Annotated in this window: 22 protein-coding genes and 7 pseudogenes; 17 read left to right on the top strand and 12 right to left on the bottom strand. The window is 70.7% G+C overall.

Annotated elements, in window-relative coordinates; genetic code table 11:
• Positions 1 to 9: 9 nt before the first annotated feature.
• Positions 10 to 477 carry a tRNA adenosine(34) deaminase TadA gene (tadA, locus tag ACRAWC_RS25590; protein ID WP_431246364.1) on the bottom strand — a complete coding sequence of 156 codons (468 nt, stop codon included), beginning with the start codon at positions 475 to 477 and terminating at the stop codon, positions 10 to 12.
• Positions 478 to 528: 51 nt separating this feature from the next.
• Between tadA and upp the strand changes: the two genes are divergently transcribed.
• Positions 529 to 1,161, top strand: coding sequence for a uracil phosphoribosyltransferase (upp, locus tag ACRAWC_RS25585; protein ID WP_431221526.1), 633 nt, complete (start codon positions 529 to 531; stop codon positions 1,159 to 1,161).
• 384 nt (positions 1,162 to 1,545) lie between these two features.
• The gene (locus tag ACRAWC_RS25580) at positions 1,546 to 2,301 is read left to right on the top strand and encodes a winged helix-turn-helix domain-containing protein (RefSeq protein ID WP_431246363.1); all 756 of its coding nucleotides are present in this window, start codon (positions 1,546 to 1,548) and stop codon (positions 2,299 to 2,301) included.
• A 94-nt stretch (positions 2,302 to 2,395) separates the two neighbouring features.
• Here the strand turns inward: ACRAWC_RS25580 and ACRAWC_RS25575 are convergent, their stop codons facing one another.
• The 4 genes from ACRAWC_RS25575 to ACRAWC_RS25560 form a co-directional block, all read right to left on the bottom strand.
• The gene (locus tag ACRAWC_RS25575) at positions 2,396 to 3,220 is read right to left on the bottom strand and encodes an ABC transporter permease (protein ID WP_431246362.1); all 825 of its coding nucleotides are present in this window, start codon (positions 3,218 to 3,220) and stop codon (positions 2,396 to 2,398) included.
• Positions 3,217 to 4,248, bottom strand: coding sequence for an ABC transporter ATP-binding protein (locus ACRAWC_RS25570; RefSeq protein ID WP_431246361.1), 1,032 nt, complete (start codon positions 4,246 to 4,248; stop codon positions 3,217 to 3,219). The genes ACRAWC_RS25575 and ACRAWC_RS25570 overlap by 4 nt, the downstream gene beginning before the upstream one ends.
• Positions 4,249 to 4,391: 143 nt before the next feature.
• Positions 4,392 to 5,066, bottom strand: coding sequence for a PadR family transcriptional regulator (locus ACRAWC_RS25565; RefSeq protein ID WP_431246360.1), 675 nt, complete (start codon positions 5,064 to 5,066; stop codon positions 4,392 to 4,394).
• Between the two features lie 64 nt (positions 5,067 to 5,130).
• Positions 5,131 to 5,931 (bottom strand): class I SAM-dependent methyltransferase, encoded by an 801-nt coding sequence (locus ACRAWC_RS25560; RefSeq protein WP_431349949.1) that lies wholly within the window; start codon positions 5,929 to 5,931, stop codon positions 5,131 to 5,133.
• Positions 5,932 to 6,258: 327 nt separating this feature from the next.
• Between ACRAWC_RS25560 and ACRAWC_RS25555 the strand changes: the two genes are divergently transcribed.
• The 3 genes from ACRAWC_RS25555 to ACRAWC_RS25545 all read left to right on the top strand — a co-directional run bounded on the left by ACRAWC_RS25555 (position 6,259) and on the right by ACRAWC_RS25545 (position 9,833).
• Positions 6,259 to 6,720 carry a MarR family winged helix-turn-helix transcriptional regulator gene (locus tag ACRAWC_RS25555; protein WP_431246357.1) on the top strand — a complete coding sequence of 154 codons (462 nt, stop codon included), beginning with the start codon at positions 6,259 to 6,261 and terminating at the stop codon, positions 6,718 to 6,720.
• Positions 6,721 to 6,847: 127 nt separating this feature from the next.
• The gene (locus ACRAWC_RS25550) at positions 6,848 to 9,130 is read left to right on the top strand and encodes a transglycosylase domain-containing protein (protein WP_431349948.1); all 2,283 of its coding nucleotides are present in this window, start codon (positions 6,848 to 6,850) and stop codon (positions 9,128 to 9,130) included.
• A 109-nt stretch (positions 9,131 to 9,239) separates the two neighbouring features.
• On the top strand, positions 9,240 to 9,833 hold the full coding sequence (locus tag ACRAWC_RS25545) for a TetR/AcrR family transcriptional regulator (RefSeq protein ID WP_431246355.1): 594 nt from the start codon (positions 9,240 to 9,242) through the stop codon (positions 9,831 to 9,833).
• Here ACRAWC_RS25545 and ACRAWC_RS25540 read toward each other — a convergent pair.
• From ACRAWC_RS25540 to ACRAWC_RS25510, 7 genes and pseudogenes are all read right to left on the bottom strand, one after another.
• The gene (locus ACRAWC_RS25540) at positions 9,830 to 10,273 is read right to left on the bottom strand and encodes an SRPBCC family protein (RefSeq protein ID WP_431246354.1); all 444 of its coding nucleotides are present in this window, start codon (positions 10,271 to 10,273) and stop codon (positions 9,830 to 9,832) included. The two genes, ACRAWC_RS25545 and ACRAWC_RS25540, sit on opposite strands and share 4 nt — an antisense overlap.
• Before the next feature lie 65 nt (positions 10,274 to 10,338).
• Positions 10,339 to 11,493, bottom strand: a complete 1,155-nt coding sequence (locus ACRAWC_RS25535; protein ID WP_431349947.1) for an alpha-amylase family glycosyl hydrolase — start codon at positions 11,491 to 11,493, stop codon at positions 10,339 to 10,341.
• A 73-nt stretch (positions 11,494 to 11,566) separates the two neighbouring features.
• A pseudogene (locus ACRAWC_RS25530) lies at positions 11,567 to 11,908 on the bottom strand (alpha-amylase family glycosyl hydrolase); the annotation flags it as partial.
• Between the two features lie 134 nt (positions 11,909 to 12,042).
• A complete protein-coding gene (locus tag ACRAWC_RS25525) occupies positions 12,043 to 12,513 on the bottom strand; it encodes a Gfo/Idh/MocA family protein (protein ID WP_431349946.1) in 471 nt (156 codons plus the stop codon).
• Positions 12,514 to 12,722: 209 nt separating this feature from the next.
• Positions 12,723 to 12,812 (bottom strand): annotated as a pseudogene (locus ACRAWC_RS25520) (hypothetical protein); the annotation flags it as partial.
• 32 nt (positions 12,813 to 12,844) lie between these two features.
• Positions 12,845 to 12,988, bottom strand: a complete 144-nt coding sequence (locus ACRAWC_RS25515) for a hypothetical protein (protein ID WP_431349945.1) — start codon at positions 12,986 to 12,988, stop codon at positions 12,845 to 12,847.
• Complete coding sequence (locus ACRAWC_RS25510; protein WP_431246352.1) at positions 12,985 to 14,169, bottom strand: ROK family protein; 1,185 nt, start codon at positions 14,167 to 14,169, stop codon at positions 12,985 to 12,987. Before ACRAWC_RS25510 ends, ACRAWC_RS25515 begins: the two co-directional genes overlap by 4 nt.
• Before the next feature lie 160 nt (positions 14,170 to 14,329).
• Here ACRAWC_RS25510 and ACRAWC_RS25505 point away from each other — a divergent pair.
• From ACRAWC_RS25505 to ACRAWC_RS25450, 12 genes and pseudogenes are all read left to right on the top strand, one after another.
• A pseudogene (locus tag ACRAWC_RS25505) lies at positions 14,330 to 15,081 on the top strand (amino acid ABC transporter ATP-binding protein).
• Between the two features lie 70 nt (positions 15,082 to 15,151).
• Entirely contained in the window at positions 15,152 to 16,090 is a 939-nt protein-coding gene (locus ACRAWC_RS25500; protein ID WP_431246351.1) for a glutamate ABC transporter substrate-binding protein, read from the top strand.
• A gap of 102 nt (positions 16,091 to 16,192) precedes the next feature.
• Positions 16,193 to 16,837, top strand: a complete 645-nt coding sequence (locus ACRAWC_RS25495; protein WP_431349944.1) for an amino acid ABC transporter permease — start codon at positions 16,193 to 16,195, stop codon at positions 16,835 to 16,837.
• Entirely contained in the window at positions 16,834 to 17,814 is a 981-nt protein-coding gene (locus ACRAWC_RS25490) for an amino acid ABC transporter permease (RefSeq protein WP_431349943.1), read from the top strand. The genes ACRAWC_RS25495 and ACRAWC_RS25490 overlap by 4 nt, the downstream gene beginning before the upstream one ends.
• Entirely contained in the window at positions 17,807 to 18,826 is a 1,020-nt protein-coding gene (locus ACRAWC_RS25485) for an asparaginase (RefSeq protein WP_431246347.1), read from the top strand. The genes ACRAWC_RS25490 and ACRAWC_RS25485 overlap by 8 nt, the downstream gene beginning before the upstream one ends.
• Positions 18,823 to 19,578, top strand: coding sequence for a copper homeostasis protein CutC (locus ACRAWC_RS25480; protein WP_431246346.1), 756 nt, complete (start codon positions 18,823 to 18,825; stop codon positions 19,576 to 19,578). Before ACRAWC_RS25485 ends, ACRAWC_RS25480 begins: the two co-directional genes overlap by 4 nt.
• Positions 19,575 to 19,802, top strand: a pseudogene (locus ACRAWC_RS25475) (ROK family protein); the annotation flags it as partial. The gene ACRAWC_RS25480 and the pseudogene ACRAWC_RS25475, both read left to right, overlap by 4 nt.
• Before the next feature lie 43 nt (positions 19,803 to 19,845).
• Positions 19,846 to 20,541, top strand: a complete 696-nt coding sequence (locus tag ACRAWC_RS25470; protein WP_431349942.1) for an ROK family protein — start codon at positions 19,846 to 19,848, stop codon at positions 20,539 to 20,541.
• Between the two features lie 105 nt (positions 20,542 to 20,646).
• Positions 20,647 to 20,721, top strand: a pseudogene (locus tag ACRAWC_RS25465) (MarR family transcriptional regulator); the annotation flags it as partial.
• 285 nt (positions 20,722 to 21,006) lie between these two features.
• The gene (locus tag ACRAWC_RS25460; RefSeq protein WP_431349997.1) at positions 21,007 to 21,429 is read left to right on the top strand and encodes an organic hydroperoxide resistance protein; all 423 of its coding nucleotides are present in this window, start codon (positions 21,007 to 21,009) and stop codon (positions 21,427 to 21,429) included.
• 3 nt (positions 21,430 to 21,432) lie between these two features.
• A pseudogene (locus ACRAWC_RS25455) lies at positions 21,433 to 22,408 on the top strand (zinc-binding dehydrogenase).
• Positions 22,409 to 22,446: 38 nt separating this feature from the next.
• Positions 22,447 to 24,582, top strand: a pseudogene (locus ACRAWC_RS25450) (S9 family peptidase).
• Positions 24,583 to 24,682 lie beyond the last annotated feature (100 nt).

Below are 24,682 nucleotides of genomic sequence, written 5' to 3'. Positions count from 1 at the left end.
TCAGCCGCCTCAGCGCTTGGCGCGGAAGAAGTCGAGCAGCACTTCGCCGCACTCCTCCGCGAGCACCCCGGCGAACACCTCGACGCGGTGGTTGAGCCGCCGGTCGCGCAGCACGTCGTACACCGAGCCTCCCGCGCCCGCCTTCTCGTCCCACGCGCCGAACACGACCGTCGGGACGCGTGCCGCGAGCACGGCGCCGGCGCACATGACGCACGGCTCCAGCGTCACGACCAGCGTGCATCCCTCCAGGTGCCAGTCGTCGCGGGTCGCAGCCGCCTCCCGCAGCGCCAGCACCTCGGCGTGCGCGGTCGGGTCGTGCCTCAGCTCGCGCTCGTTGCGTCCGGTGCCGATGACCTCGCCGTTCTCGTCGACGACGAGGGCCGCGACAGGCACGTCGCCCGTGCCGAACGCGAGCCGTGCGTCCTGGAGTGCGCGGCGCATCCACTGCTCGTAGGCGCCGGGCACGGTCAGGCTCACGGCGGTTCCTCCTTCGGCTGGGCTGTCGAGGTTTCGGCTAGCCTTGAGCCTATGCGAGTGCACGTTGCGGACCACCCACTCATCACCCACAAGCTGACGGTCCTCCGCGACAAGTCGACGCCCTCGCCGGTGTTCCGCCAGCTCACCGAGGAGCTCGTGACGCTGCTCGCGTACGAGGCGACCCGCGGCGTGCGGGTCGAGCCGGTCGAGATCGAGACGCCCGTCACCCGGACGATGGGCGTCGCCCTGAGCGAGCCGCGACCGCTGGTGGTCCCCATCCTGCGCGCCGGTCTCGGCATGCTCGAGGGGATGGTGCGCCTGATGCCGACCGCCGAGGTCGGGTTCCTGGGCATGGTGCGCAACGAAGAGACGCTCGAGCCGACCACGTACGCCGAGCGCCTGCCGATGGATCTCTCCGACCGGCAGTGCTTCGTGCTCGACCCCATGCTGGCGACCGGAGGTTCGCTCGGCGCCGCGATCGACTTCCTGTTCCAGCGCAACGCGGTGGACGTGACGGCCATCTGCCTGCTCGCCGCGCCGGAGGGTCTCCAGGCGCTCGAGAAGGCGACGGAGGGCCGCAATGTGACGATCGTGCTCGGCTCCCTCGACGAGCGCCTGAACGAGAACGGCTACATCGTCCCGGGCCTCGGCGACGCCGGTGACCGGCTCTACGGCACCGTCTAGAACGAACGCAACATTGCGTAATGATTTGACACGTCGAGTCATCGTCGGTTTTACTTTCCTGCATGACTGACAACGCGCGTACCCTGACCTCCTTCGAGGCCCTTGGGAATGCCGGCATGATGATGGCCGGCCGCGACGCAGTCATGTGTTGCCGAATGTGTCGCTGATCTGACGACCCTTCGCCGAGCAGCCGCCCTCCGACCTCATCCTGTCGAGACCGGGCGCACGCTCCCCGGGAGCGCCACACTCACGCTCCTGTGCATCGGCCTTTCTCTGTAGGCCACAACACGACACACTCCCCGCAGAATCCCCGCACCTCCGCCGTACCCGCGGAGTCTCGTCGCACCGGGATGCGGAACATCATCTTTAAAGGACTCGATCCCCATGTCTCTGGCCACCATCGACACCGCCTACCCCCGCACCGCCTCCGTCTCGCCGGTCAGCCCCGTCCGGGCCGCCGCTCCCGCCCCCGCGACCGCCGCATCCGCCGCCCCGACCGAGCCCGCGCCGCGCATCCGCGCCGTCCCGGAGGGCACCGAGGCCCGCGGCTTCGTGCTCTACGTCGGCATCGACGAGGCCAAGGCCCTCGCCGACGGCACCGACCTCGGCCGCATCGTGGAGGCGCTGAAGCGCCTCACCGCCGAGATCGCCCCCTCCGCCGAGACCTACGCCGCCGTCGCCCTGGCCCCGGCCGGCTCCGGCGGCCGCGATGTGGACGTGGTGCGCCTCGCCCTGCAGGACCCGGCGGCGATCGCCAAGCACCGCCAGGCCGTGACGGTGGACGAGGACGAGGACCGCGCCGCCTCCGGTGTGGTCGTCGACATCTCGCGCAAGCGCCTCGTACTCGACAACCAGCCGGTCGCGCTGACCTACAAGGAGTTCGAGCTGCTGCAGTACCTGGTGCTGCGCGAGGGCCGGACGATCGAGCGCTCCGAGCTCATCAGCTCCCTGTGGAGCGACGCCGACGAGGACGACGTGCCCAACGAGCGGACGATCGACGTGCACGTCCGGCGCCTGCGCTCCAAGCTGGCCCGCTACGAGGACATCGTGCGCACCGTCCGCGGTGTCGGCTATCGGTTCGACCGCCACGCCGACGTCTCGATCCGCTACGCCAGCGCCCCCTCCCCCGACCTCTTCTGATCCGCCCACCGACGAGTCCGCGAAGTTTGACCGTTCTCGCGAGGAAAACGTGCAATCTTCGCGGACTCGATGGCGGTTGGGACCTGCTGCAAGGTCAGGCGGAGCGCTGGTAGACGCGGAAGGCGCTGGTCGCCCAGGCGGCCATGACGAACGCCAGCCCGAGCAGCAGCGCCGCGTGACCCCAGAGGGCCGCCCAGTCGGGATGCGCGCTGAGCGCCTGCCGGCCGACGATCACCGCCCACTCGAACGGGTTGTACGCGGCGACGTTCTGCACCCACTCCGGTGACAGCTTCGTGTTCATGATCGCCGAGCTGAGGAACATCAGCGGCAGCGTGATCAGCTGCGAGATGCCGATCAGCGCGGTCTGCTCGCGCGCGAGCAGCGCGACCGCGTTGGAGAGCGAGCAGAACACGGCGGTCAGCAGCACCACGCCGAGGAGAAGCAGAAGGATGCCGCCGATCCCGCCCTCGAACCGGGCGCCCGCCCAGAAGGCGATGCCCAGCACGACGAGCGACTGCGCCACCGCGAGCATCGACTGGTAGACCAGCGTCGCCACGATCATCGACGCGCGGTTGGTCGGCGAGGTGAGGAACCGGTCCATCACACCGCGATCCATGTCCTGGATGTACACCGTGCCCGACCACGCGCTCCCGAACAGCGCGAGCATCATCACGACCCCGGGCGTCAGGTACTCGAGGTAGCTCTGCCCGACACCGAATCCGGGGATGTCGATGACCGCCTTGAAAAGCTGCCCGAAGAGGAGCAGCCAGATCACCGGCTGGACGAGGTTCATCACGAGGAAGGCGGGCATCCGCCAGGCGGCGCGCAGCTGGCGCCCGGTGAGGAGCAGGGTGTGCGTCACGAAGGTCGGCCCGCCTCGGCGCACCGGCCGGGCGGGGGTGAGGGTTGCGGTCGTCATGATGCGGCCTCCAGAACGGGTGCGGCGGATTCAGCGGATTCGGCGGACTCCTGCGCCCGCGCGAAGGTGCGGCCGGTGTGCCGCAGGTAGACGTCGTCCAGACTGGGCCGGGCGACCGTGGCGGAGGCGACGGCGACAGCCGCTGCATCGAGCGCGGCGAGCGCGAGCGGCAGGGTCGCGGCGCCGCTGTCGGCGCGGGCGCGGAGCGTCCGTCCGTCTCCGCCGACCTCGCGCAGCGCATCCACTCGCCGGAGGGCGGCAAGCCCCACGAGCGGATCGGCGTCGCCCGCGAGCTCGACGATCACGGCATCGCCGCGGAGGTCGTTCTTCAGCTCCTCCGGCGTGCCGCCCGCCACCACGCGCCCGTGGTCGACGATCGCCAGCCGATCCGCCAGGCGATCCGCCTCGTCGAGGTAGTGCGTCGTGAGCAGCACCGTCAGGTTCTCGGCCGCGGTCATCCGCTCCAGCTCCAGCCACAGCTGCGCGCGCGCCTCGGGGTCGAGGCCGGTGGTGGGCTCGTCGAGGAACAGCACCTCGGGGCGGTGCATGAGTCCGATCGCGACGTCGAGCTTGCGCGCCATCCCGCCCGAGTAGGTCTTCACCTGCCGGCGGGCGTGCTCGGCGAGCCCGAAGCGGTCGAGCAGCTCGCGGGCGCGGGCGGCCGCATCCCGGCCCGGCAGACCCTGCAGCCGGCCGGCGAGCACGAGGTTCTCGAGCCCGGTGTCCGACGGGTCGGAGACCGGCTTCTGCGCGACGAACCCGATGGCCCGGCGCACACGAGCGGGGTGCCGGGCCACGTCGATCCCGGCGACGTACGCGGTGCCGGAGTCGGGACGGGCGAGGGTGGACAGGATCTTCATGGTGGTCGACTTGCCGGCGCCGTTGGGGCCGAGCAGTCCGAACACGGTTCCGGCCTGGGCTTCGAAGCCGAGGCCGTCGAGCGCGCGGATGGGCGGCTTGCCCCTCCCGGCGCTGTAGGTCTTCACGAGGTGGTCGGCGGCGAGCGCCGGACCGGTTGCGGGTGCCATGGTGGCTTTCCTCTCTTGCTTGTTGGCAGCCACCTGCACGGGGATATCCTTGAAGACAGCCCTCGGTGACTGTTGACGCAGGTTCCTCACGGAACGACTGAAGGTGTGGATGGCCGGAGAGTTGCCGCTCTCCGGCCATCGTTCTATGCGCGGTACAGGTCGGCCGCCTCCTCCCCGAAGTCGCCGGCGGCGATGCGGCCGGTCAGCTCCTCCATGCCGACTCCGTCGTCGAGCAGCCGGTGCAGCTGCTCCCAGGCCCCGTAGCCGCCGATCGAGCGATCCCGGATGCGCGCGGCGAGGTCGGCGACGAACGCCCGCTCCGCCTCGAGCACCGCCAAGCGGTAGTGGAACTCGACCATGAACAGCTCGGGGAGGCCCTTCGTCTGCTCCTGGAGCTCACGCCGCGACGCGAGGTCGGCGTCCAGGCGGTCGCGCCGCCGCTCGAGGAGGCCGGCGGCCGTCTGCGGGGGCAGCATCGGGAGCAGGGAGAGCCCCGTCTCGATGGCCGGGTACTCCTTCACGGGGATCTCGAGCAGCTCCTGCAGCCACTCCTCCGCCTCCTGGCGGCCGGCCTCCGTGATCTCGTAGACGACGCGCTCCGGGCGATTGCCCTCGCGCTCGGTCTGCGCGACGCGGATGAAGCCGTGCTTCTCGAGCGACTTGATCACGGAGTACAGCGACCCGAAGTTGAGGCGGATGCTGTCCTCCTTGCCCCGCTCGCGCATCGTGGTCGTCATCTCGTACGGGTACATCGGGCGTTCCCACAGGCACGCGAGCACCGCGAGGGCCAGCGGGTTCGACACCGCGCGCTTGGCCATGATCCACCTCCGGGAACCGATTACTCGAAGCAGAGTATCCGATTCAGAGTGATCGTGTCCAGCGTCAGTCGGTGTATGCGCGGAAGAAGATGGTCTGCACCGGGATCGTCACCGGCGCGGCGCCGTACACGGCCTCGAGGCGTGACGCCGTCTCGGCCACGAGGTCGTCGAGGGAGCCGCCCCGTCGGCGCAGCTGATCGGCGACCGGGTTGCCGACGATGAGGCCGTCCGCGAAGCCGGCCCAGGATGCGACGGGAGCGTCGTGCGGGACGACGTCGATCCGGAGCCGCGTGAAGCCGGTGGACTGCGCGAGCTGCCGGAGACGTTCGACGTCGCTCAGCCCGAACGGCACCCGGTAGAACGGCGGCGGGTTCTCCGGGAAGGTCTCGGCGAGCAGGGCGTCCACGATCGCGGCGAACCGGTTCTTGGCGTGACTGTCCCACACCGAGAAGTGGAACACGCCCCCCGGAGCGAGGACGCGGCGGGCTTCGCAGAACGCGCGGGTCAGGTCGGGCACGAACATGAGACCGAACTGGCAGGCCACCGCGTCGAAGCCCGCGTCGCCGAAGGGAAGCTCCTGCGCATCCGCGACCGCGCTCCCGGTCGACAGGGGGACCTTGCTGAGGGCGAGCTCCAGCATCTCGTCGCTGAGGTCGGTGATCACGAGCTGCGAACCGGCGTTGTGCTTGACGATCGCGGCCGACGAAATGCCCGTGCCGGCGGCGGTCTCCAGGATGCGGGCCGGACGTGTCTCCGCGACGGCGCTGCCCAGCACGTCGGCGTAGTGACGGAAGATCACCGGCCCGAGGCCGGAGTCGTAGTGCGCGGGGATCGAGCCCCGGAAGCGGGTGGCGTCGTCGTCCACGAGCCGAGAGTACCGTCCGCGAATGCGTTCATGGATGCATAGGAGATTCGCAGAAAAAATAACGAGTTGATAACTAGATGCCGTTACCTCTTCGTTATATAGTTCAAGAGCAATGGTTGTTTGCTGTGGCAGCCATCGCGGAATGTGATTGCAGGACACTCTTGGTGCAAGGGAGAGGGCCGGCCGCTAGCCTCTGCGGCCGGCCCTCGATCTTTTCCCCGCCCGCTCCTCTCGCATCCGCCCCGACCCGCCCGTGGTGGCACGGATGCTGGCCGACCCTCATGATGAGAAGATGCGAATGCATCGAGCGCGAGCGGGAGGATGAGCATGGGCGAGACGGCGACACCGAGCTCGACACGCGCCCGCATCAACGCCGTATCGGCCTGGGAGTCGCTGTTCCGGGCGCAGGTCGCGGTCATGCGCACGCTGGCCGCCGAGTTCCCCACCCGTGACATCTCGTTCAACGAGTACGACGTGCTGTTCAACCTCTCGCGCCAGCCGAATCGCGAGCTGCGCCTGCGCGACCTCAACAAGCACGTGCTCCTGACGCAGCCCAGCGTCAGCCGGCTCGTCGACCGGCTCGCCGCCCGCGGTCTGGTGGCGAAACAGCCCGAGCCGTCGGACGCACGCGGCACCCTCATCCGCTTGACCGACACGGGATTCGACATGTTCCGCCGGGTCGCCGTCGACCACATGAAGACCATCACGAGCCGCGTCGGCGGCCGGCTCAGCACGGAAGAGCTCGAGACCCTGGTGCGGATCTGCGACAAGCTGCGCGACGCCGTCTGACGAAACCGTCCACAGCCGGACCGACCTTCGCTCTGCCCCCAACCTGGGCGCCCGCCTGCCGGGAGCGTCACCCCCGACGCGTATCATTGCCGCCACGGACGAACGGTTTCTACGAGGGAGAAGACGCATGAGATGGGGATGGGCGCCTGCCCTTGCCGGCTTCGTCGCATTGAGCGCGCTGGCCGGTGTGCTGGCGGCGGCCGCGGTGACGCCGGCGGTGGCACTGACCGGCTCGGCGGCCGACTCCACCATCAGCGTGTTCGACGGGCTCCCCGAGTACGTGAAGGTCGAGCCGCTCGCGCAGGCCTCCACCATGTACGCGGTGAGCCACGGTCAGCAGGTCCCGATCGCCACCTTCTACTCGCAGAACCGCATCGAGGTCGGCTGGGACGGCATCTCGCAGAACCTCAAAGACGCCGCGATCGCCACGGAGGACCCGCGCTTCTACGAGCACGGCGGTGTGGATGTGACCGGCACCCTGCGCGGCGCGGTACTGACGGCGCTGCACAAGTCGGTGCAGGGCGGATCGTCGATCACGCAGCAGTACGTCAAGAACATCCTCGTGCAGCGATGCGAGAACAAGCAGCCCGACCCGACGGCATCCGACGCCGTGCAGAATAAGCAGCTCGCCGTCTATCAGGCCTGCTATGACGACGCGACGAAGGTCGACCCGTCGCGGAAGCTGAAGGAGATGCGGTACGCGATCGGGCTCGAGAAGGAGTACTCGAAGAACGACATCCTGCAGAGCTATCTGAACATCGCTCTGTTCGGTGGGCGCGTCTACGGCGTGCAGTCGGCGGCCGAGTACTACTTCGGCGTCCCGGCGAAGGCCGTGAACCTGCAGCAGGCGGCGACGCTCATCGCGATCCTCAACAACCCGGACAACCTGCGCATCGACCGGCCGAACAGCAAGGAGAACGGCGCGGCCAACGGGTACAAGGAGACCCTCGACCGCCGCAACTACGTGCTCGACCGGATGCTCGCCAACGGCAAGATCACCAAGGAGGAGCACGACGCGGCGCGCGCCACCAAGGTGGAGCCGAAGGTCACGCCCACCCAGAACGGCTGCATGACGGCGCAGCAATACAACGCCGCGTTCTTCTGTGACTACGTCGAGCGCGTCATCGAGCAGGATCCGATCTTCGGCAAGACCGACGACGACCGCTCCAACTTCCCGACGCGCGGCGGCCTGAAGATCTACACCACTCTGAACCTCGACCTGCAGACGCAGGCGCAGGCGGCCGTGAGCTCGTACATCCCTCCGGCAGACCCGCGGCTCGACGTCGGCTCGTCGAACGTCGCGGTCGAGGTGGGCACCGGCCGCGTGGTCTCGATGGTGCAGAACCGGCCGTACGACAACACGGCAGAACCGGCGCCCGCCACGACCGCCGTCAACTACAACACCGACTATGCGTACGGCGGCTCGGAGGGCTTCCAGACCGGATCGGCGTTCAAGGTGTTCGACCTGCTCGAGTGGCTGCAGGAGGGGCATTCGCTGTACCAGTCGGTGAGCGGCACTCAGCACGTCTTCCCGCAGACGCAGTTCCACGCGAGCGATCCGTGCAACGACATTGGCGGCGCTCCCTGGAACGTCTCGAACGACGAGGGCGAGTCGGTCACCTCCACGACGGTCATGAACGCGACCGCGCAGTCCATCAACACGGTCTTCGCGAAAATGGCGACCCAGCTCGACCTGTGCGGGATCAAGCAACGGGCCCAAGACCTCCTCGTGCACGGCGCTGACGAGCAGGCCAACCGGTTCATGGCGAACCCGTCCGCCGTCCTCGGCACCAACTACATCGCGCCGCTGACCATGGCGACGGCGTACGCCGGCCTCGCCAACAACGGCGTCGCGTGCAGCCCCGTGGCGATCGACAAAATCGTCAACGGCGACGGCACGCCGCACACGGTGCCGAAGTCGCAGTGCTCGGCGACCCCGATCGACCCGCAGGTCGCGGCGGCCGCGATCTTCGCACTGCAGGGCGTGCTCCGCGGAGGCGGGACGGCGGCGTCCGCGAACCCGAACGACGGCATCCCGATCTTCGGCAAGACCGGAACGACGGACGACTCCCTCGAGAACTGGCTCGTCACGTCCTCGACCAAGGTCGCACAGGCGACGTGGGTCGGCAACGTCCAGGGCGCGGTGCCCCTGCGCAGCGTCTACTTCCAGGGCGTCGGCGGCGGCAACGTCAAGTTCGCGATCGCCAAGCAGGTGATCGCGGCGCTGAACGTCGCCTACGGCGGGACCGCCTTCCCGGCGCCGAGCGGCAAGTTCACCACGGCGCCGGTCGCCCCGAAGCCGAAGCCGGCGGCGCCCTCCGCGCCTACCGCTCCGGCACCGCCGGCCGCACCCGGCGGCGGGGGCGGAGGCAACGGCGGTGGCGGCGGCAAGGGTCCGGGCAAGCCCTAGTCCACCGGCGAACACAGCGTGCGAGCCCGGAAACCGGGCCCGGAACCTTCAGGTCACAGCGCCGCAGGTGCCTAGCCATCTGACGCGATATTCGGACTAGTGTTATGGCGTGGGACGCACACCAGATCCGAGTCGCAAGCCGGAGCTGCTCGGCCGCATCATGGAGCATGTGGCGACGGAGCCGCTCTCCCGCATGACCTTCCGCAGCCTGGCGAGCGCGCTCGGCGTGAGCACGTACTCGTTCGTGTACCACTTCGGATCCCGCCAGGAGATGATCGACGCGATCCTCGAGGAGGGCGTCCGGCAACAGTCCGAGTCGCTGACCGGCGTCGACGTGACCGCGTTCGACCGCGACCAATTCCGCGACTGGTACAAGGAGGCGTTCCGCCACTCGCTGCGCGAGAACAACCGGACGGCCCTGCGACTGCAGTTCGAGGCCGGCGCTCTGGAGCCGATCGACCCCGACATCGGCAAGCGCGTCACCACCGCGTTCACCCAGTGGCGCGACACCGTGAAGTCATGGCTCAAGAAGCAGGGCATCGAGACCCGCCGCGCCGGCGTCCTCGCGCACTGGCTGGTCGACTCCGCGGCCGGGCTGCACTTCGGCTTCCTCATCACGGGCGACCGCAACGGAACGGTGCAGGCGTTCGACGTCTTCCTGACGGCCTTCCTCCGTGAGGCGTTCGGCGAGGAGAGCGCCTAGCGGGACTCCCGCTCGGCCACCGTCTTCACGCCGGCGAGCATCTGCGCCCAGTTCTCCTGCGAGTGCTCGGCGGCCTCCCGTGTCGGGTTGTTGTCCTGGTCGAGCGTGATGCGCGTCCCACCCGGGATCTCATCCAGCTCGAAGCGCAGCGTGTGGTAGTTCTCGGGCTCGTCCGGCAGGCCGCTGAGCGGGCTGAAGTGGGTGAGAACGATCCGCCAGGGCTCCTGTGCGTCTTCCAGTTCGATCACGCGACCGTGGTCCTCGAAGGTCTTCCCCTGCCATTCGCCCCGCCAGACGATCGTCGAGCCCAGACGCCAGTCGGAGACCACCTCGGCGCCGAAGAGGATCTCCGGCCGCGACCCGTTCGTCGTCAGCACCCGCCACACCTCGCGCCGGGGCGCCGCCACGTCGATCTCCGCGCGTGCCACGTAGTTGCCCATCGCCGCCTCCCGTCGTGTCGCCCATCCCACACCTCTCGCAGCGGAATGCGCAAGGGACGCGTTGCTCAGCCGCGGGAGAGGACCAGCGCCTCCCACGGTTGCAGCGCGCCGGAGGCCGCCTGGGTCTCTGCCCCGCGGCCCTGGAGCAGCACCTCGGCGCCCTCCCATCCGGGCAGCGCGGCCGGGTCGAAGGTGGCGACCGAGCCGGTGAGGTTCGCGAGCACCAGCAGCGACCGTCCGCCGAGCGACCGCGAGTACGCGAAGATCTGCGGATGCTCCGGCAGCTGGAGCTCGTAGTCGCCGGTGGCCACCACCTCCGACCGGTGCCGCAGGTCGATGAGCGCGCGATAGTGCGCGAACACCGAGTCCGGGTCGTCGACCTCCGCCTCGGCGTTGATCTCGGCGGCGTTGGGGTTCGCCGGGATCCACGGGGTGCCGGTCGTGAACCCGGCGTTCGCGTCCGGCGTCCACTGCATCGGCGTGCGTGCGTTGTCGCGGCTGGTGCGCCGCAGGGCGGTGAGCACCGCCTCGGCCGGCGCGCCCAGGATGTCGACGGCCTCGGCGTAGTGGTTGAGCGTCTCGATGTCGCGGAAGTCGTCGATGGTCGCGAAGGGGACGTTCGTCATCCCCAGCTCTTCGCCCTGGTAGACGTACGGCGTGCCGCGCATCAGGTGCAGCACCGTCGCAAGCGCCTTGGCCGATTCCACCCGGTGCTCGCCGTCGTCGCCGAAGCGGCTGACCACGCGCGGCTGGTCGTGGTTGTTCCAGTAGAGGCTGTTCCAGCCGACCTCGGCCAGGCCCTCCTGCCACTTCGACAGGTTGCGCTTCAGGTCGAGCACGGTTGCGGGCCGGTAGTCCCACTTGCCTCCGGGCCCGTGGTCGAGGTCGACGTGCTCGAACTGGAACACCATGTCGAGCTCGCCGTTGGCGGGGTCGGTGAACTGCCGCGCCTGCTCGACGTCGACGCCGGGCATCTCCCCCACGGTGAGATAGCGGTCGTCCCGGCCGGCGAAGACGCGCTCGTGCATCTCGTGCAGGAACTCGTGGATGCGCGGCCCCTGCCCGAAGTACGGGTATGCATCGCCGTACAGGGCGCGCTCGGGCACCTGGCCGTCGGGCAGGTCGGTGACCTTGGAGATGAAGTTGATGACGTCCATCCGGAAGCCGTCGACCCCGCGGTCGAGCCACCAGTTCATCATCTCGTAGACGGCGCCGCGCACCTCCGGGTTCTCCCCAGTTGAGGTCCGGCTGCTTGCGCGAGAACAGGTGCAGGTAGTACTCGCCGGTCTGCGGGTCGAGCTGCCAGGCCGGCCCGGAGAAGAAGGAGCCCCAGCTTGTTGGGCTCGGCGCCGTGCTCCCCCGGCTGCAGGCCGTCGTGCGCGCCGGCCGCCACCAGTACCAGTCACGCTTCGGACTGTCGAGCGAGGCGGCGGACTCGACGAACCACGGGTGCTCGTCGGAGGTGTGGTTGACGACGAGGTCCATGACGAGCTTCATCCCGCGCGCGTGGAGCCCGTCGAGCAGCTCATCGAAGTCGTCGAACGTACCGAAGAGCGGGTCGATCGCCTGGTAGTCGCTGATGTCGTACCTGTTGTCGTCGCCTGGCGAGGCGTAGATCGGCGAGAGCCAGATCACGTCCACCCCGAGCCGGTGCAGGTAGTCGAGGTGCTGGATGATGCCGCGCAGGTCGCCGATGCCGTCGCCGTCGCTGTCCGCGAAGCTCCGCGGGTAGACCTGGTAGACGACGGCCGACTGCCACCACTTGTCGCTCACGGGCCCACCCTACCGGCGAGTTCGACGCGCCGTCCGGTGCGCGCGGACTCGCGCGCCGCCAGGGCCACCCGGAGCGCCTCGACGGCGGAGGCGACGGGCGCCCGCTCGGGGGCACGCCCGGAGTCGACGCACTCCAGGAAGTACCGCGCCTGGGCGGCGAAGGCGTCTCCGGCGTCGGGCTCGGCCGCATCCACCCCGGCGTCGCCCACGATCTCGAAGGAGGTGCGGAACGGCTGTCCCTCCGGCAAGTCGGACGCGCTCAGCAGCTGCGCCACACCGCCGTCGGCGTACTCGATCGTCGTCGCGACCGGCGCTCCGAACCCCGAACCGGGACCGCGGGCACAGGTCACCGCCACCGCCCGGCCGAGGTACGCGGCCGCCTGGTCGATGTCGTGGATGGCGAAGTCGACGAGCATGCCGCCGGACTGCGCCTCGTCGTCGAGCCAGTCGAAGTTCCGCCGGCGCATCGGAGATGCGGGAGGCGCGGACGACCCGCGCGCGGCCCACCGACCCGGCGGCGACCCGCTCGGCGAGGGCGGCGTACCCGGGGAAGAACCGGACGACGTGCGCGACCATCAGGATGCCCGGGGCGCGGGATGCGGCTGCCTCGACCCGGCTGCGCGTCCTCCAGCGTCAGGGCGATCGGCTTCTCGAGCAGCACGCTGCGCCCGGCCTCCAGCGCCTGAACGGCGAGCTCGGCGTGCGACGGCGTCGGCGTGCAGATGGAGACGACGGTGACGGCCGGGTCGGCGAGCGCCTCCTCCAGAGCGGTGGCCCAGCGGGCGTCCGGTGCATCCCTCAGGGCGGACGGCGGCGCGGCGAGACGGCCCAGCGCACCGGCACGCCGACGGCCGCCCAGGCCGACGCGTGCGCCTGGCCCATGCGGCCGGCACCGACGACGGCGACGCCGTGCGCCCCGTGCCGCGCGGAGTCCGGCGTCATCGCACGACGAGGTCGACCCGGGACGGATCGAAGACCGAGTCGAGGATGAGGCGTCCGGCGCCGCGGATGCCCGCGTTCTCCTTGGCGACGCTCACCGCGATGTCGAGCTGGTCGGTGATCATCGGCAGGCAGTCGGAGTAGATGGCCGAGCGGACGCCCGCGACGAACGCCTCCGCCTCGCCGAGGATGCCGCCCAGCACCAGCCGCTGCGGGTTGAAGAAGTTCATGATGGTGGCGAGCACCCCGCCGGTGCGGAGTCCCGCCTCCCGCAGCTCCTGGGTGGCGCGTGGATGCGCGTCCCGCGCCAGGGCCAGCACGTCGCGCGTGTCCGCGACCTCGACACCGGACGCGCGCAGGGCCTGCACGATGGCGGCCCCGCCGGCCACCGCATCCAGGCAGCCGATGCGACCGCACGAGCAGAGCACGGCCGGAGCCCCGGGCACCGTCACGTGGCTGATGTCGCCGGCCATGCCGTAGTGCCCGTGGTAGACGCCGCCGAAGGCGATGATGCCGCAGCCGATGCTCGACCCCGCCTTCACGAAGACGAGCTCGCCGACCTCGCCGCCCAGCGTGTCGTACTCGCCGAGGGCCATGAGGTTCGCATCGTTGTCGGCGGCGGCCGGGAGGCCGGTGAGAGCGGTGAGCTCGGCCGCGACGTCGACGCCGTTCCAGCCCGGCATGCGCGAGGGCGACACCATCCGTCCGCTCGTGCCGACCGGCCCCGGCAGGCCGATGCCGAACCCGCGGAGGGTCTGGCCGGGCGCCGCGTGCTCTGCGGTCAGCTCCGCCGCGACCTCGGCGATCCAGCCGAGCACGGCCGACGGACCGCGGGCGATGTCCATCGGCTCGGTGCGCGCGGCGAGCAGGCGGCCGCCGAGGTCGATGAGCCCGAAGGTGGCGTGGTGGGAGCCCAGGTCGGCGGCGCAGACGACGCCGGTGGACGCATCCACTTCGAGGGCACGGGGACGTCGCCCGCCGTGCGAGACGCCCGCGCCCGCTTCACGCAGGTAGCCCGCGGCGATGAGCGCATCCACCCGCTGGGAGACCGTGGAGGGCGACAGGCCGGTGCTGCGGGCGAGGTCCGCTCGGGAGCGGGAGCGGCCCGAGCGCACGAGGTCGAGGATGCCGCCCGGCGTACCGGGCCCCGCCTGGACCGACGCCCCCTCGATCGTGCTCGTCATCGTTGCATCCCCTCGACGGCGGAGCCTGGGTACTCCGCGCTGCGTTGAGGATACTGTACCGACTTCGTTCGATTTCAACGTAACTAATTTCGATATTGCGGACAACAGCGATCACTTAGTACGCTCGTCGGAACCTGCCCGACAACGATGCGAGGAACCGATGACAGCAACGGACGCACGGCCGATGGTGAGCCTGCGCGCGGTCGACAAGCACTTCGGCGACCTCCACGTGCTGCAGAACATCGACCTCGACGTCGCCGAGCGCGAGGTCGTGGTGGTCGTCGGGCCGTCCGGCTCCGGCAAGTCGACGCTCTGCCGCTCCATCAACCGTCTCGAGACCATCGACTCGGGCGAGATCCGCGTCGACGGCGAGCTGCTGCCCGAAGAGGGCGCGCCGCTGGCGAAACTGCGGGCCGAGGTCGGGATGGTGTTCCAGTCGTTCAACCTCTTCGCGCACCGCACCATCCTCGACAACGTCACGCTCGCGCCGCTCAAGGTCCGCAAGCTCGGCAAGGATGCGGCACGCGCGCAGGCGATGGAGCTCCTGGACCGGGTCGGCATCGCCGACAAGGCGGAGAGCCACCCGGCGCAGCTCTCCGGCGGCCAGCAGCAGCGTGCGGCGATCGCCCGCGCGCTGGCCATGCAGCCGAAGGTGATGCTGTTCGACGAGCCCACCAGCGCCCTCGACCCCGAGATGGTCGGCGAGGTGCTCGACGTGATGACCTCCTCGCCAAGGAGGGGATGACGATGATCGTCGTCACCCACGAGATGGGCTTCGCCCGCCGCGCCGCCGACCGCGTGGTCTTCATGGACCGCGGGCAGATCGTCGAGCAGGCCCCACCCGCACAGTTCTTCGACTCGCCGGCCACCGCGCGGGCGCAGTCGTTCCTGGCCTCCGTGCTGTCGCACTGACCGCACCGGGCCGCGCACCAACGCACCACCGGTTCCCCCTCACAACCCACAGAAGAAAGGGATGCATCCCATGACCCGCAGCCTCCGCAGGAAGAGCGCCGTCGCCGGCGTCCTGCTCGCGGCCGTGACGCTCGCCGTCACCGCCTGCTCCGGAACCACGGCACTGCCCGGCAGCGACGCCAGCAAGGCCCCGTCCGGAGACTCCGTGCTCGCCGGAGCCCCCGTCGCGAAGTCCGACCTGATCATCTCGGGCTCCACCATGGAGAAGATCAAGAAGCGCGGCAAGCTCATCGTCGCCGAGGCGCTCGACGCCCCGCTGCTCTCGCAGCAGGACCCGACGGACCCGTCGAAGGTGAACGGCTTCGACGCCGAGCTCGCCAAGCTGCTCGCCACCTACATCATCGGCAAGCCGAACGTGGAGATCGTGCCGCCCGCCTCCGAGACCCGCGAGGCGATGCTGCAGAACGACACCGTCGACGTGGTCTTCAACACGTACACGATCACCGAGGAGCGGGCCAAGCAGGTCGCGTTCGCCGGACCGTACTTCGAGTCGGGCCTGGCCGTCGCGGTCAAGAGCGACAACAAGGACATCACGAGCTCCAAAGACCTCGACGGCAAGAACGTGATCGTCGGCGCCAACACGCCGGCCGTCACCGAGGTGCCCAAGATCGCCCCCAAGGCGACCGTCACCGCGTTCGGCACCGACCCGGCCGCCGTGCAGGCGCTCATCCAGGGCCGCGGTGACGCCTACGTGCAGGACTACACGCTCCTCGCGAGCGACGCCGCGAGCGAGAAGCAGATCAAGGTCGTCGGCCAGCCTTTCACCAAGGAGCCGTACGGCATCGGCCTGAAGCACGGAGACGACGACTTCAAGAAGTTCGTCAACGACTGGCTCAAGACCATCCAGAAGGACGGCCAGTGGAGCAAGGCGTGGAAGACCACCCTCGGCACCGTGACCGACTCCGACGTCCCCACCCCGCCGGAGATCGGGTCGGTCCCCGGCTCCTGATAGACGGGCCGGATGCGCGTGGAGGCGGCCCCCACGCCCGCGCGCATCCGGCCTCACCTCTCCCCGGATCCACCCATCCGCCCGCCGCTCGACGAGAGAACGATGAACCCCCTGATCGACAACCTCGGACCGCTGGTCCAGGCGCTCGGCACGACCCTGCTGATGGCGGTGGTCGCGGGCGTCGGCTCCATCGTCCTCGGTGTGCTGGTGACGATCGCGCGCGTCAGCCCCATCCCGGTGCTCCGCGCCGCGGCGCTCCTCTACGTGCAGTTCTTCATCAACGTGCCGCTGCTCGCACTGCTCCTGCTGGCGGTGTTCGCCCTGCCGGACGCCGGTATCCTGCTGCCGCTGACGCCCACGGCCATCATCGTGCTGACCGTCTACGAGGCGGCGTACGTCGCCGAGGCGGTCCGCTCCGGGGTCAACACCGTCCCCGTCGGGCAGGTGGAGGCGTCCCGCGCCCTGGGCCTGACCCTCTGGCAGTCGCTGCGGTACGTCGTCGTGCCGCAGGCGCTCCGCGCGGTCGTGCAGCCGATCGGCAACGTCATGATCGCCCTCGCGATGAACACGGCCCTCGCCGCGGCGGTCGGCGTCGTCGAGCTCACCGCCGCGGTCAACAAGGTCAACCTCGTCGCGGCGCAGCCCATCCTGATCTTCTCGAGCGCCGGCATCCTCTACATGGCCATCGCCCTCGCTATCGGCCTCGCCGCCGGCTGGGTGGAGCGGAAGGTGGCGATCGCCCGATGACCGCACAGCTCATCCCCGACCGTCCGGCGCCCGCGCGCACTCGCGCGGCGAAGCGCCGCTACGACGCCGCGTTCATCTACGACGTGCCCGGTCCGCGCGGTCGGCGCAACATCCTGGTCGGCTCCGTCATCAGCGTCGCCCTGTTCGCGATCGTCATCGGCCTGGGCCTGTGGCAGTTCGCCGACCACGGCCAGCTCGCACCGGAGCGCTGGGCGCCGTTCACCGAGTGGGCGATCTGGCAGTACCTGCTCGTCGGCCTGCTGGGCACGCTCGAGGCCGCGGCGATCGTCGCGGTCCTCGGCGCGGTCCTCGGAGTGGTGCTCGCCCTCGGCCGCGTCAGCCACGTGAAGTGGGTGCGCTTCGTCTGCGGCCTGTACATCGAGATCGCGCGCACCGTGCCGGTGCTGCTGGTGATCTACCTGATGCTGTTCGGACTGCCGCAGATCGGCATCAACCTGCCGACGCTGTGGAAGCTCGTTGTACCCCTGACCATCGCCAACGCCGCCGTGTTCGCCGAGATCATCCGCGCCGGCATCCTGAGCCTCCCCCGCGGTCAGCGCGAGGCTGCCCTCAGCCTCGGCATGCGCCCGGTGCAGGCTATGACGTACGTCGTGCTGCCGCAGGCGTTCCGGAACGTGACGCCCTCGCTCGTGACCCAGTTCGTCAGCCTCCTGAAGGACACGTCGCTCGGCTACATCGTCGCCTTCACCGAGCTGCTGTACCGCGGTCAGGTGCTCGCCTCGTACCTGCACCTGCTCATCCCCACCTACGTCGCGGTCACCGTCATCTACCTGATCGTCAACGGCAGCCTCTCGGCGTTCGCGTCGCGGCTGCAGCGCGGCTCGCGCCGCCGCACGACGGCGCCCCCGACCCTTCCGTCTCTTCCCGCCGTCGCCGCCGTCGAGCACGAGGACGACGCCGCGGGCTCCGTCTCCACCCCCGCCTCCGCGCCCGCCTCGAAAGCCGACCATGCCTAGCGCCGCCCCCACCGTCTCCGTCCCGTCGTCCGCAGGTTCCGCCGCGCTGGCCGAGCTGGCCGTCGTGCGGCGCTCCGGCCTCGTCGAGAGCCGGCACTTCGGCAGCCTGGTCGCGCTCGACCCGTCGGGGTCCGCTCTGATCGAGCTCGGGGACCCGGATGCGACGGTGCTGCCTCGCAGCACCGTCAAGCCGCTGCAGGCGCTCGGCTGCCTGACCGCGGGCGCCCCGCTGGAGGGCCCCGAGCTGGCGATCGCCGCGGGCAGCCACACCGGCGAGGACGAGCACGTCCGGCTGGTGCGCGGCCTGCTGGCCCGCGCGGGCGTCGACGACTCGGCGCTCGGCTGCCCGGTCGACCGCCCGGAGGACGAGGCGACGTTCGAGCGGATGCTGCGCGACGGCGAAGGGCGCTCGCGCGTGCGCATGAACTGCTCCGGCAAGCACGCCGCGATGCTGCTCGCCGCCGCGACGAACGGCTGGCCGACCGAGGGCTACCTCGACCCGGCGCACCCGCTGCAGCAGCACATCCGCGCGACGATGGCCGAGTCGACCGGAGTCCCGGTCGGGCACGACGCGATCGACGGCTGCGGCGCCCCGCTGTTCGGCACCACCGTGCGCGGGATCGCGCGCGCCTTCGGCCGCCTGGTGCAGTCGGAGGCGGGGACGCCGGAGCGCGCCGTCGCGGACGCCATGCGCGAGCACCCCTACTTCATCGGCGGATCGGGCCACCAGAACACCACGCTGATGGAGACCGTGCCCGGTGCCCTCGCCAAGGGCGGCGCCGAGGGCGTGATCGGGGTCGCGGCCGCCGACGGCACCGCGGTCGCGATGAAGATCATCGACGGAAGCCCCCGCGCCACGACCCTCATCGCCCTCCGCGTGCTGGAGGCCCTGGGCACCCCCATCGCGGATGCCCGCGCGCTGGTCGACCTGCCCGTGCTCGGCGGCGGTGCGCCGGTCGGGGCGATCGAGCTCAGCGCCGACCTGACGTCGGCGCTGGAGCGGCTCGCGTGACCGTCGTCGAGATCTGCCTCGACGACCTCGCAGGCGTGCGCGTCGCTGAGGAGGCGGGCGCGGACCGTATCGAGCTGTGCGCCGACCTCGCCTCCGGCGGCATCACGCCCTCCATCGGGACCGTCGCTGCGGCCCTCCGCTCGGCGTCGCGGATCGGCATCCAGGCGCTCATCCGGCAGCGGCCCGGCGACTTCGTGTACGACGGCGACGAGCTGCAGGCGATGGTGGACGACATCCATTCGATCCGCGCGCTGCCGCATCCCGCCGAGGTGACGGTCGGCTTCGTGATCGGTGCGCTGCGCCCGGACGGGCGGATCGACGCGGATGCGACGCGGCGGCTCGTGGCCGCCTGCGGCGACGCCCCGGTGACGTTCCACAAGGCGTTCGACCAGGTGCCGGATCGGGCGGAGGCGCTCGAGCAGCTCGTCGGTCTGGGCGTCGGCCGCGTGCTCACCTCCGCCGGAGCGCCGACCGTGCTCGACGGTGCGGAGGACCTGGCGCGGCTGGTGGAGCAGGCGGGCGAACGCATCGTCATCCTGGCCGGAGGCGGAGTGCGACCCGGCAACGTGTCCGAAATCCCGGCGCGCACCGGTGTGCGCGAGGTGCACCTGCGAGCGCCGCACGCCGTTGCCAGCGCAGGCGCCGGATCCCCCACCGCCTACGACTCGGGCGAGCGCGAGGTGACCTCGGCGGAGATCGTCCGCGCGGTGGTCGCCGCGGTCGGCGGTTCCGTCGGAGGTGCCGCCGCATGAGCGGCCGTCCGGTGGTGCTCGCCGTGGATCTCGGCGGCACGGCGATGAAGGGCGCGGTCGTCGGCCAGGACGGAGCGACCGTTGCCGAGTCGACGCGCGCGACGCCCGCCGAGAACATCCTCGCCGCCCTCGTCGGGATGCTCGGCGAACTGCGGCGGACCGCCGCGGACGACGGGCACGACGTCGTCGGCGCGGGAGTGGCCACGCCCGGGATGCTCGACGAGCAGCGCGGCCTGGTGCACTACGCGTCCAATCTGGGCTGGCGGGATGTGCCGCTGCTCGACGATCCTGCGCTCCGAGCTGCAGCTGCCGGTGGCGGTCGGGCACGACGTGCGCGCCGCCGGGCTCGCCGAGCGGAACACGGGCGCGGCTCAGGGCTTCGCGGACTTCGCCCTGGTGCCGATCGGCACGGGCGTGGCTGCCGCACTGGTCTCGTCCGGCGGCGCCGTCACCGGCGCGACCGGCGCCGCCGGCGAGTTCGGCCACATCCCCGTCATTCCGGGCGGAGAGCCGTGCACGTGCGGGCAGCGCGGCTGCCTCGAGGTGTACATGTCCGGCGCCGGCGTGGCCCGGCGGTACCGCGCGGCCGGTGGCGACGCGCTCAGCACGCGGCGCATCGTGGGGCGGCTCGGGGCCGACCCGCTGGCGGACCGCGTGTGGTCGGAGGCGCTGGACGTGCTGGCGCAGGGGCTCGACATCCTGACGCTGCTGCTCGACCCGGGGCTGATCGTGCTGGGCGGGGGCGTCTCGCACGCCGGGGACGCGCTGTTCGTCCCGCTGGCCGAGCGGATGTCCGCCGGGCTCGCCTGGCGCGAGAGCCCACCCGTCGTGCGCAGCGCGCTGGGCGGGGACGCCGGCCGCGCGGGTGCTGCACCGCTGGCGTTGCGCCGCCGCGGGGCTGACCGGCGCCTCGTTAAGTTGTGCACAACATGGTTGTGTGCAAGGCTAAAGCCATGCCGGTGACCGACGAGATGGTGTGCTTCTCCCTGTACGCCGCCACACGTGCGACGACCCAGGCCTACCGCGTGCTCCTGGAGCCGTGGGGCCTGACTCTACCCCCAGTACCTCGTGCTGGTGACCCTCTGGGTGGAGGGCGACCAGACGGTCGGCTCCCTCGGCGAGCACCTGCAGCTCGACTCGGGCACGCTGTCGCCGCTGCTCCGCCGCATGGAGCATTCCGGCCTCGTGCGCCGCGAGCGCCGCTCCCCGACGAGCGCGTCGTCACCGTCACCATCGGCGAGCGCGGCCTCGAGCTCCGTCCGCAGCTCGCGCACATCCCCGGCCGGATCGCCGCGGGCACGGGCCTACCCGATGAGCAGGCCGCCGCTGCGCTCATCGACACCCTCCACCGTCTCACCGAGACCATGCACGCCGCCACCGCGGATCGCACGGTCGCACCGACGAACTGAACCCCTCAGAAAGGAACTCATGAACGTCCTCTACACCGCAGAAGCCCTCTCCACCGGAGCGGGCCGCGACGGACGCGTCGCCACAAGCGACGGAGCATTCGCCCTCGATCTCGCCATCCCGAAGGAGATGGGCGGCACAGGCAGAGGCACGAACCCCGAGCAGCTGTTCGCGGCCGGCTACGCGGCGTGCTTCCACTCCGCGCTGCAGGCCGTCGCCCGCAGCCAGAAGGTGAAGGTCGACGACTCCTCCGTGGGCGGCCGGGTGCAGATCGGCCCGAACGGCGACGGCGGCTACCAGCTGTCCGTCCTTCTGGAGGTCGTGCTCCCCGGCCTCGAGCAGCAGCAGGCCCAGGCAGCTGGCGGACGCGCCCACCAGGTGTGCCCCTACTCGAACGCCACGCGTGGCAACATCGACGTCACGATCACGGTTTCGGAGGACTGACCCATGAGAGCACTGATCCACCACCAGTTCGGCGACCCGGCGCAGGTCCTCGCCGTCGAAGAACGCCTCTCCCCGAGCCCGGGCCGGGCGAGGTCCGCGTGCGGATGCTGCTGTCGCCCATCCACAACCACGACCTGTGGACGGTCCGCGGCACGTACGGCTTCAAGCCAGAGCTGCCGGCGCCCGCGGGCACGGAGGCGCTGGTGTCGTGGATGCCGTCGGCGACGGCGTCGAGCAGCTCACCGTCGGTCAGCGCGTCGTCAGCGGCGGCACCTTCGGCGTGTGGGGCGAGCACTTCGTCACCAAGGCCGCGGGCCTCATCCCGGTGCCGGATGCCCTGCCCGACGAGTCCGCCTCGCAGCTGGTCGCCATGCCGTTCAGCGCGATCAGCCTGATCGAGTCGCTCGGGCTCTCCGAGGGCGACTGGCTCATCCAGAACGCCGCGAACGGCGCCGTCGGCCGGATGGTCGCGCAGCTGGGCGCCGCCCGCGGGCTCAACGTCGTCGGCCTGGTCCGCCGGGCTGCCGGCGTGGAGGAGCTCCGCGCGCAGGGCATCGACCGCGTCATCGCCACCGACTCCGCCGACTGGCGCGAGCGGCTGGCCGAGGTCACCGGGGGCGCCCCCATTCGCGTGGGCGTGGACTCCGTCGGCGGGTCCGCCGCGGGCGACGTGCTGTCCACGCTCGCCGTGAACGGCACGCTCGTCGTCTTCGGCGCGATGGCCTCACCGACGCTGGAACTGGCCTCCGGCGACATCATCTTCAAGCAGGCCACCGTGAAGGGATTCTGGGGCAGCGTGGTCAGCCGCGAGATGCCCGCCGACCAGCGCGGGCGGCTCTTCCAGGAGCTCTTCGCCCGCATCGGCGACGGGACGCCGACGCTCCCGGTCGCGAGCATCCACGCGCTCGACGACATCGCCGCCGCGGTCGCCGCGAGCGGTGAGGCCGGACGCGTCGGCAAGGTGCTGCTGCGCCCCTGACCCGGCCCGGGGTGGGCGGCGGCCGCTAGCCTGGGCTCATGCTCACCCCGCCGGTCACCCCGAAGAAGCCCGTCGAACGCGTCCACCATGGAGACGTCTATATCGACGACTACGAGTGGCTGCGCGAGAAGGACGACCCGACCGTCGTGGCGCACCTGCACGAGGAGAACGCGTACACGAACGCGCGCACCGAGCACCTGGCGGTGCTCCGCGAGCAGATCTTCGACGAGATCAAGGCGCGCACGCGCGAGACCGACATGAGCGTGCCGGTGCGCGAGGGCGACTGGTGGTACTACACGCGGACCGTGGAGGGGAAGCAGTACGGCATCCACTGCCGTGCGCCGATCGCCGGCCCGGACGACTGGGCACCGCCGACCCTCGACGAGGAGGCGCAGGCGCACGGACTCCCGGCGAGCAGATCCTGCTCGACGACAACGTGGAGGCCGAGGGTCACGACTTCTACGCCCTCGGCAGCTTCGACGTGAGCGCCGACGGAACCCGGCTGCTGTGGGCCGTCGACACCGAGGGCGACGAGCGGTACACCATCCGGGTCCGGTCGCTCATCGACGACGGCGCGGCCTTCCCCGACGAGATCCGCGGCACCGCGGGCGGCGCCCTCTTCGACCAGAGCGGCGCCTACGTCTTCTACACGACGGTCGACGACTCCTGGCGGCCGGACACGGTCTGGCGGCACCGCGTGGGCGACGGTCCCGAGGTGCCCGACGTGCAGGTGTTCCACGAGCCCGACGAGCGGTACTGGATCGGCGTGGGTCTCACCCGGAGCCGCCGCTTCCTGGTCATCGAGGCCGGCTCCAACATCACCAGCGAATCGTGGCTGCTGCGCTCGGACGACCCGACCGGCGAGTTCCGCGTCGTCTGGCCGCGCACGGAGGGCGTCGAGTACGACATCGAGCACGCCGTCGTCGGCGGCCACGACCGCCTGCTCATCGTGCACAACGACGGGGCGGTCAACTTCGAGCTGGTCAGCGTCTCGGCCGACGACCCGCAGGGCCCGCGCCGCATCCTGCTGCCCCACGACCCCGCCGTGCGCCTGGAGGGGTGGATGCGCTCCGCGACTTCGTCAGCGTCGAGTACCGCCGCGAGGGCATGACGCGGGTCGCCGTCGCATGCGTGCCCGACCCGCAGAGCGACCGGCCCGCCGACGACACCCCGCACGAGCTGCACTTCGACGAGGAGCTGTTCACCGTCGGCGTCGGCGGCAACCCCGAGTGGACGCAGCCGTTCCTGCGACTGGGATACGGCAGCTTCGTCACCCCGTCGACCGTGTACGACTACGACGTGCGGACGGGCGAACTCGCCCTGCGCAAGCAGCAGCCGGTGCTCGGCGGCTTCGACCCGTCGCTGTTCGAGCAGCGCCGCGAGTGGGCGACCGCGGCGGACGGCGCGCGCGTCCCCATCTCGCTGGTCTACCGCCGCGACCTGGTCACCCCCGGCGAGCCCGCGCCGCTCGTGCTGTACGGCTACGGCTCGTACGAGGCGAGCATGGATCCGTCGTTCGGCATCCCGCGCCTCAGCCTGCTCGACCGCGGGGTCGTCTTCGCGATCGCGCACGTGCGCGGCGGCGGCGAGCTCGGCCGGCTCTGGTACGAGAACGGCAAGAAGCTGCACAAGAAGAACACCTTCACCGACTTCGTCGCCGCGGCGCGGCACCTGGTGGACCGTGGGTGGACGGAGCCGTCGCGCATGGCGGCGCAGGGCGGCAGCGCCGGCGGCCTGCTGATGGGCGCCGTGGCGAACCTGGCGCCCCGCGACTTCGCCGGCATCCTCGCCGAGGTGCCCTTCGTCGATCCGCTGACCAGCATCCTGGACCCCTCGCTGCCGCTCACCGTGATCGAGTGGGACGAGTGGGGCGACCCGCTGCACGACCCCGAGGTGTACGACTACATGAAGTCGTATTCGCCGCTCGAGAACGTGCACGCGACGCGCTACCCGCGCATCCTGGCGATCACAAGCCTCAACGACACCCGGGTGCTCTACGTCGAGCCCGCCAAGTGGGTGGCGAAGCTGCGCGAGGTGGATGCGGATCCGCTGCTCAAGATCGAGATGGCGGCCGGCCACGGCAGGGTCTCCGGACGGTACGCCGCCTGGCGGAGCGCGCCTTCGCGCTGGCGTGGCTGCTCGACGTCGTCGGGGCGCACCCGTCGGGCGAGTGAGGCCGCGGTGAAGGTCGACCTGAAGAAGGAGCTGCCCGCGTACAGCGCACGGCGGGGGCGCTTCGACGTCATCACCGTGCCGCCGCTGCGCTACCTCGCC

This window comes from Leifsonia sp. L25, from assembly GCF_050632895.1.
This window is presented reverse-complemented; position numbering and strand designations above follow the sequence as displayed.

Coding starts and splice junctions, on each gene's coding strand:
- upp (WP_431221526.1), top strand. CDS start 529: ATGCGAGTGCACGTTGCGGACCACCCACTCATCACCCACAAGCTGACG.
- ACRAWC_RS25580 (WP_431246363.1), top strand. CDS start 1,546: ATGTCTCTGGCCACCATCGACACCGCCTACCCCCGCACCGCCTCCGTC.
- ACRAWC_RS25575 (WP_431246362.1), bottom strand. CDS start 3,220: ATGACGACCGCAACCCTCACCCCCGCCCGGCCGGTGCGCCGAGGCGGG.
- ACRAWC_RS25570 (WP_431246361.1), bottom strand. CDS start 4,248: ATGGCACCCGCAACCGGTCCGGCGCTCGCCGCCGACCACCTCGTGAAG.
- ACRAWC_RS25565 (WP_431246360.1), bottom strand. CDS start 5,066: ATGGCCAAGCGCGCGGTGTCGAACCCGCTGGCCCTCGCGGTGCTCGCG.
- ACRAWC_RS25555 (WP_431246357.1), top strand. CDS start 6,259: ATGGGCGAGACGGCGACACCGAGCTCGACACGCGCCCGCATCAACGCC.
- ACRAWC_RS25550 (WP_431349948.1), top strand. CDS start 6,848: ATGAGATGGGGATGGGCGCCTGCCCTTGCCGGCTTCGTCGCATTGAGC.
- ACRAWC_RS25540 (WP_431246354.1), bottom strand. CDS start 10,273: ATGGGCAACTACGTGGCACGCGCGGAGATCGACGTGGCGGCGCCCCGG.
- ACRAWC_RS25525 (WP_431349946.1), bottom strand. CDS start 12,513: ATGCGCCGGCGGAACTTCGACTGGCTCGACGACGAGGCGCAGTCCGGC.
- ACRAWC_RS25515 (WP_431349945.1), bottom strand. CDS start 12,988: ATGACGCCGGACTCCGCGCGGCACGGGGCGCACGGCGTCGCCGTCGTC.
- ACRAWC_RS25510 (WP_431246352.1), bottom strand. CDS start 14,169: ATGACGAGCACGATCGAGGGGGCGTCGGTCCAGGCGGGGCCCGGTACG.
- ACRAWC_RS25500 (WP_431246351.1), top strand. CDS start 15,152: ATGACCCGCAGCCTCCGCAGGAAGAGCGCCGTCGCCGGCGTCCTGCTC.
- ACRAWC_RS25495 (WP_431349944.1), top strand. CDS start 16,193: ATGAACCCCCTGATCGACAACCTCGGACCGCTGGTCCAGGCGCTCGGC.
- ACRAWC_RS25490 (WP_431349943.1), top strand. CDS start 16,834: ATGACCGCACAGCTCATCCCCGACCGTCCGGCGCCCGCGCGCACTCGC.
- ACRAWC_RS25485 (WP_431246347.1), top strand. CDS start 17,807: ATGCCTAGCGCCGCCCCCACCGTCTCCGTCCCGTCGTCCGCAGGTTCC.
- ACRAWC_RS25470 (WP_431349942.1), top strand. CDS start 19,846: ATGTGCCGCTGCTCGACGATCCTGCGCTCCGAGCTGCAGCTGCCGGTG.
- ACRAWC_RS25460 (WP_431349997.1), top strand. CDS start 21,007: ATGAACGTCCTCTACACCGCAGAAGCCCTCTCCACCGGAGCGGGCCGC.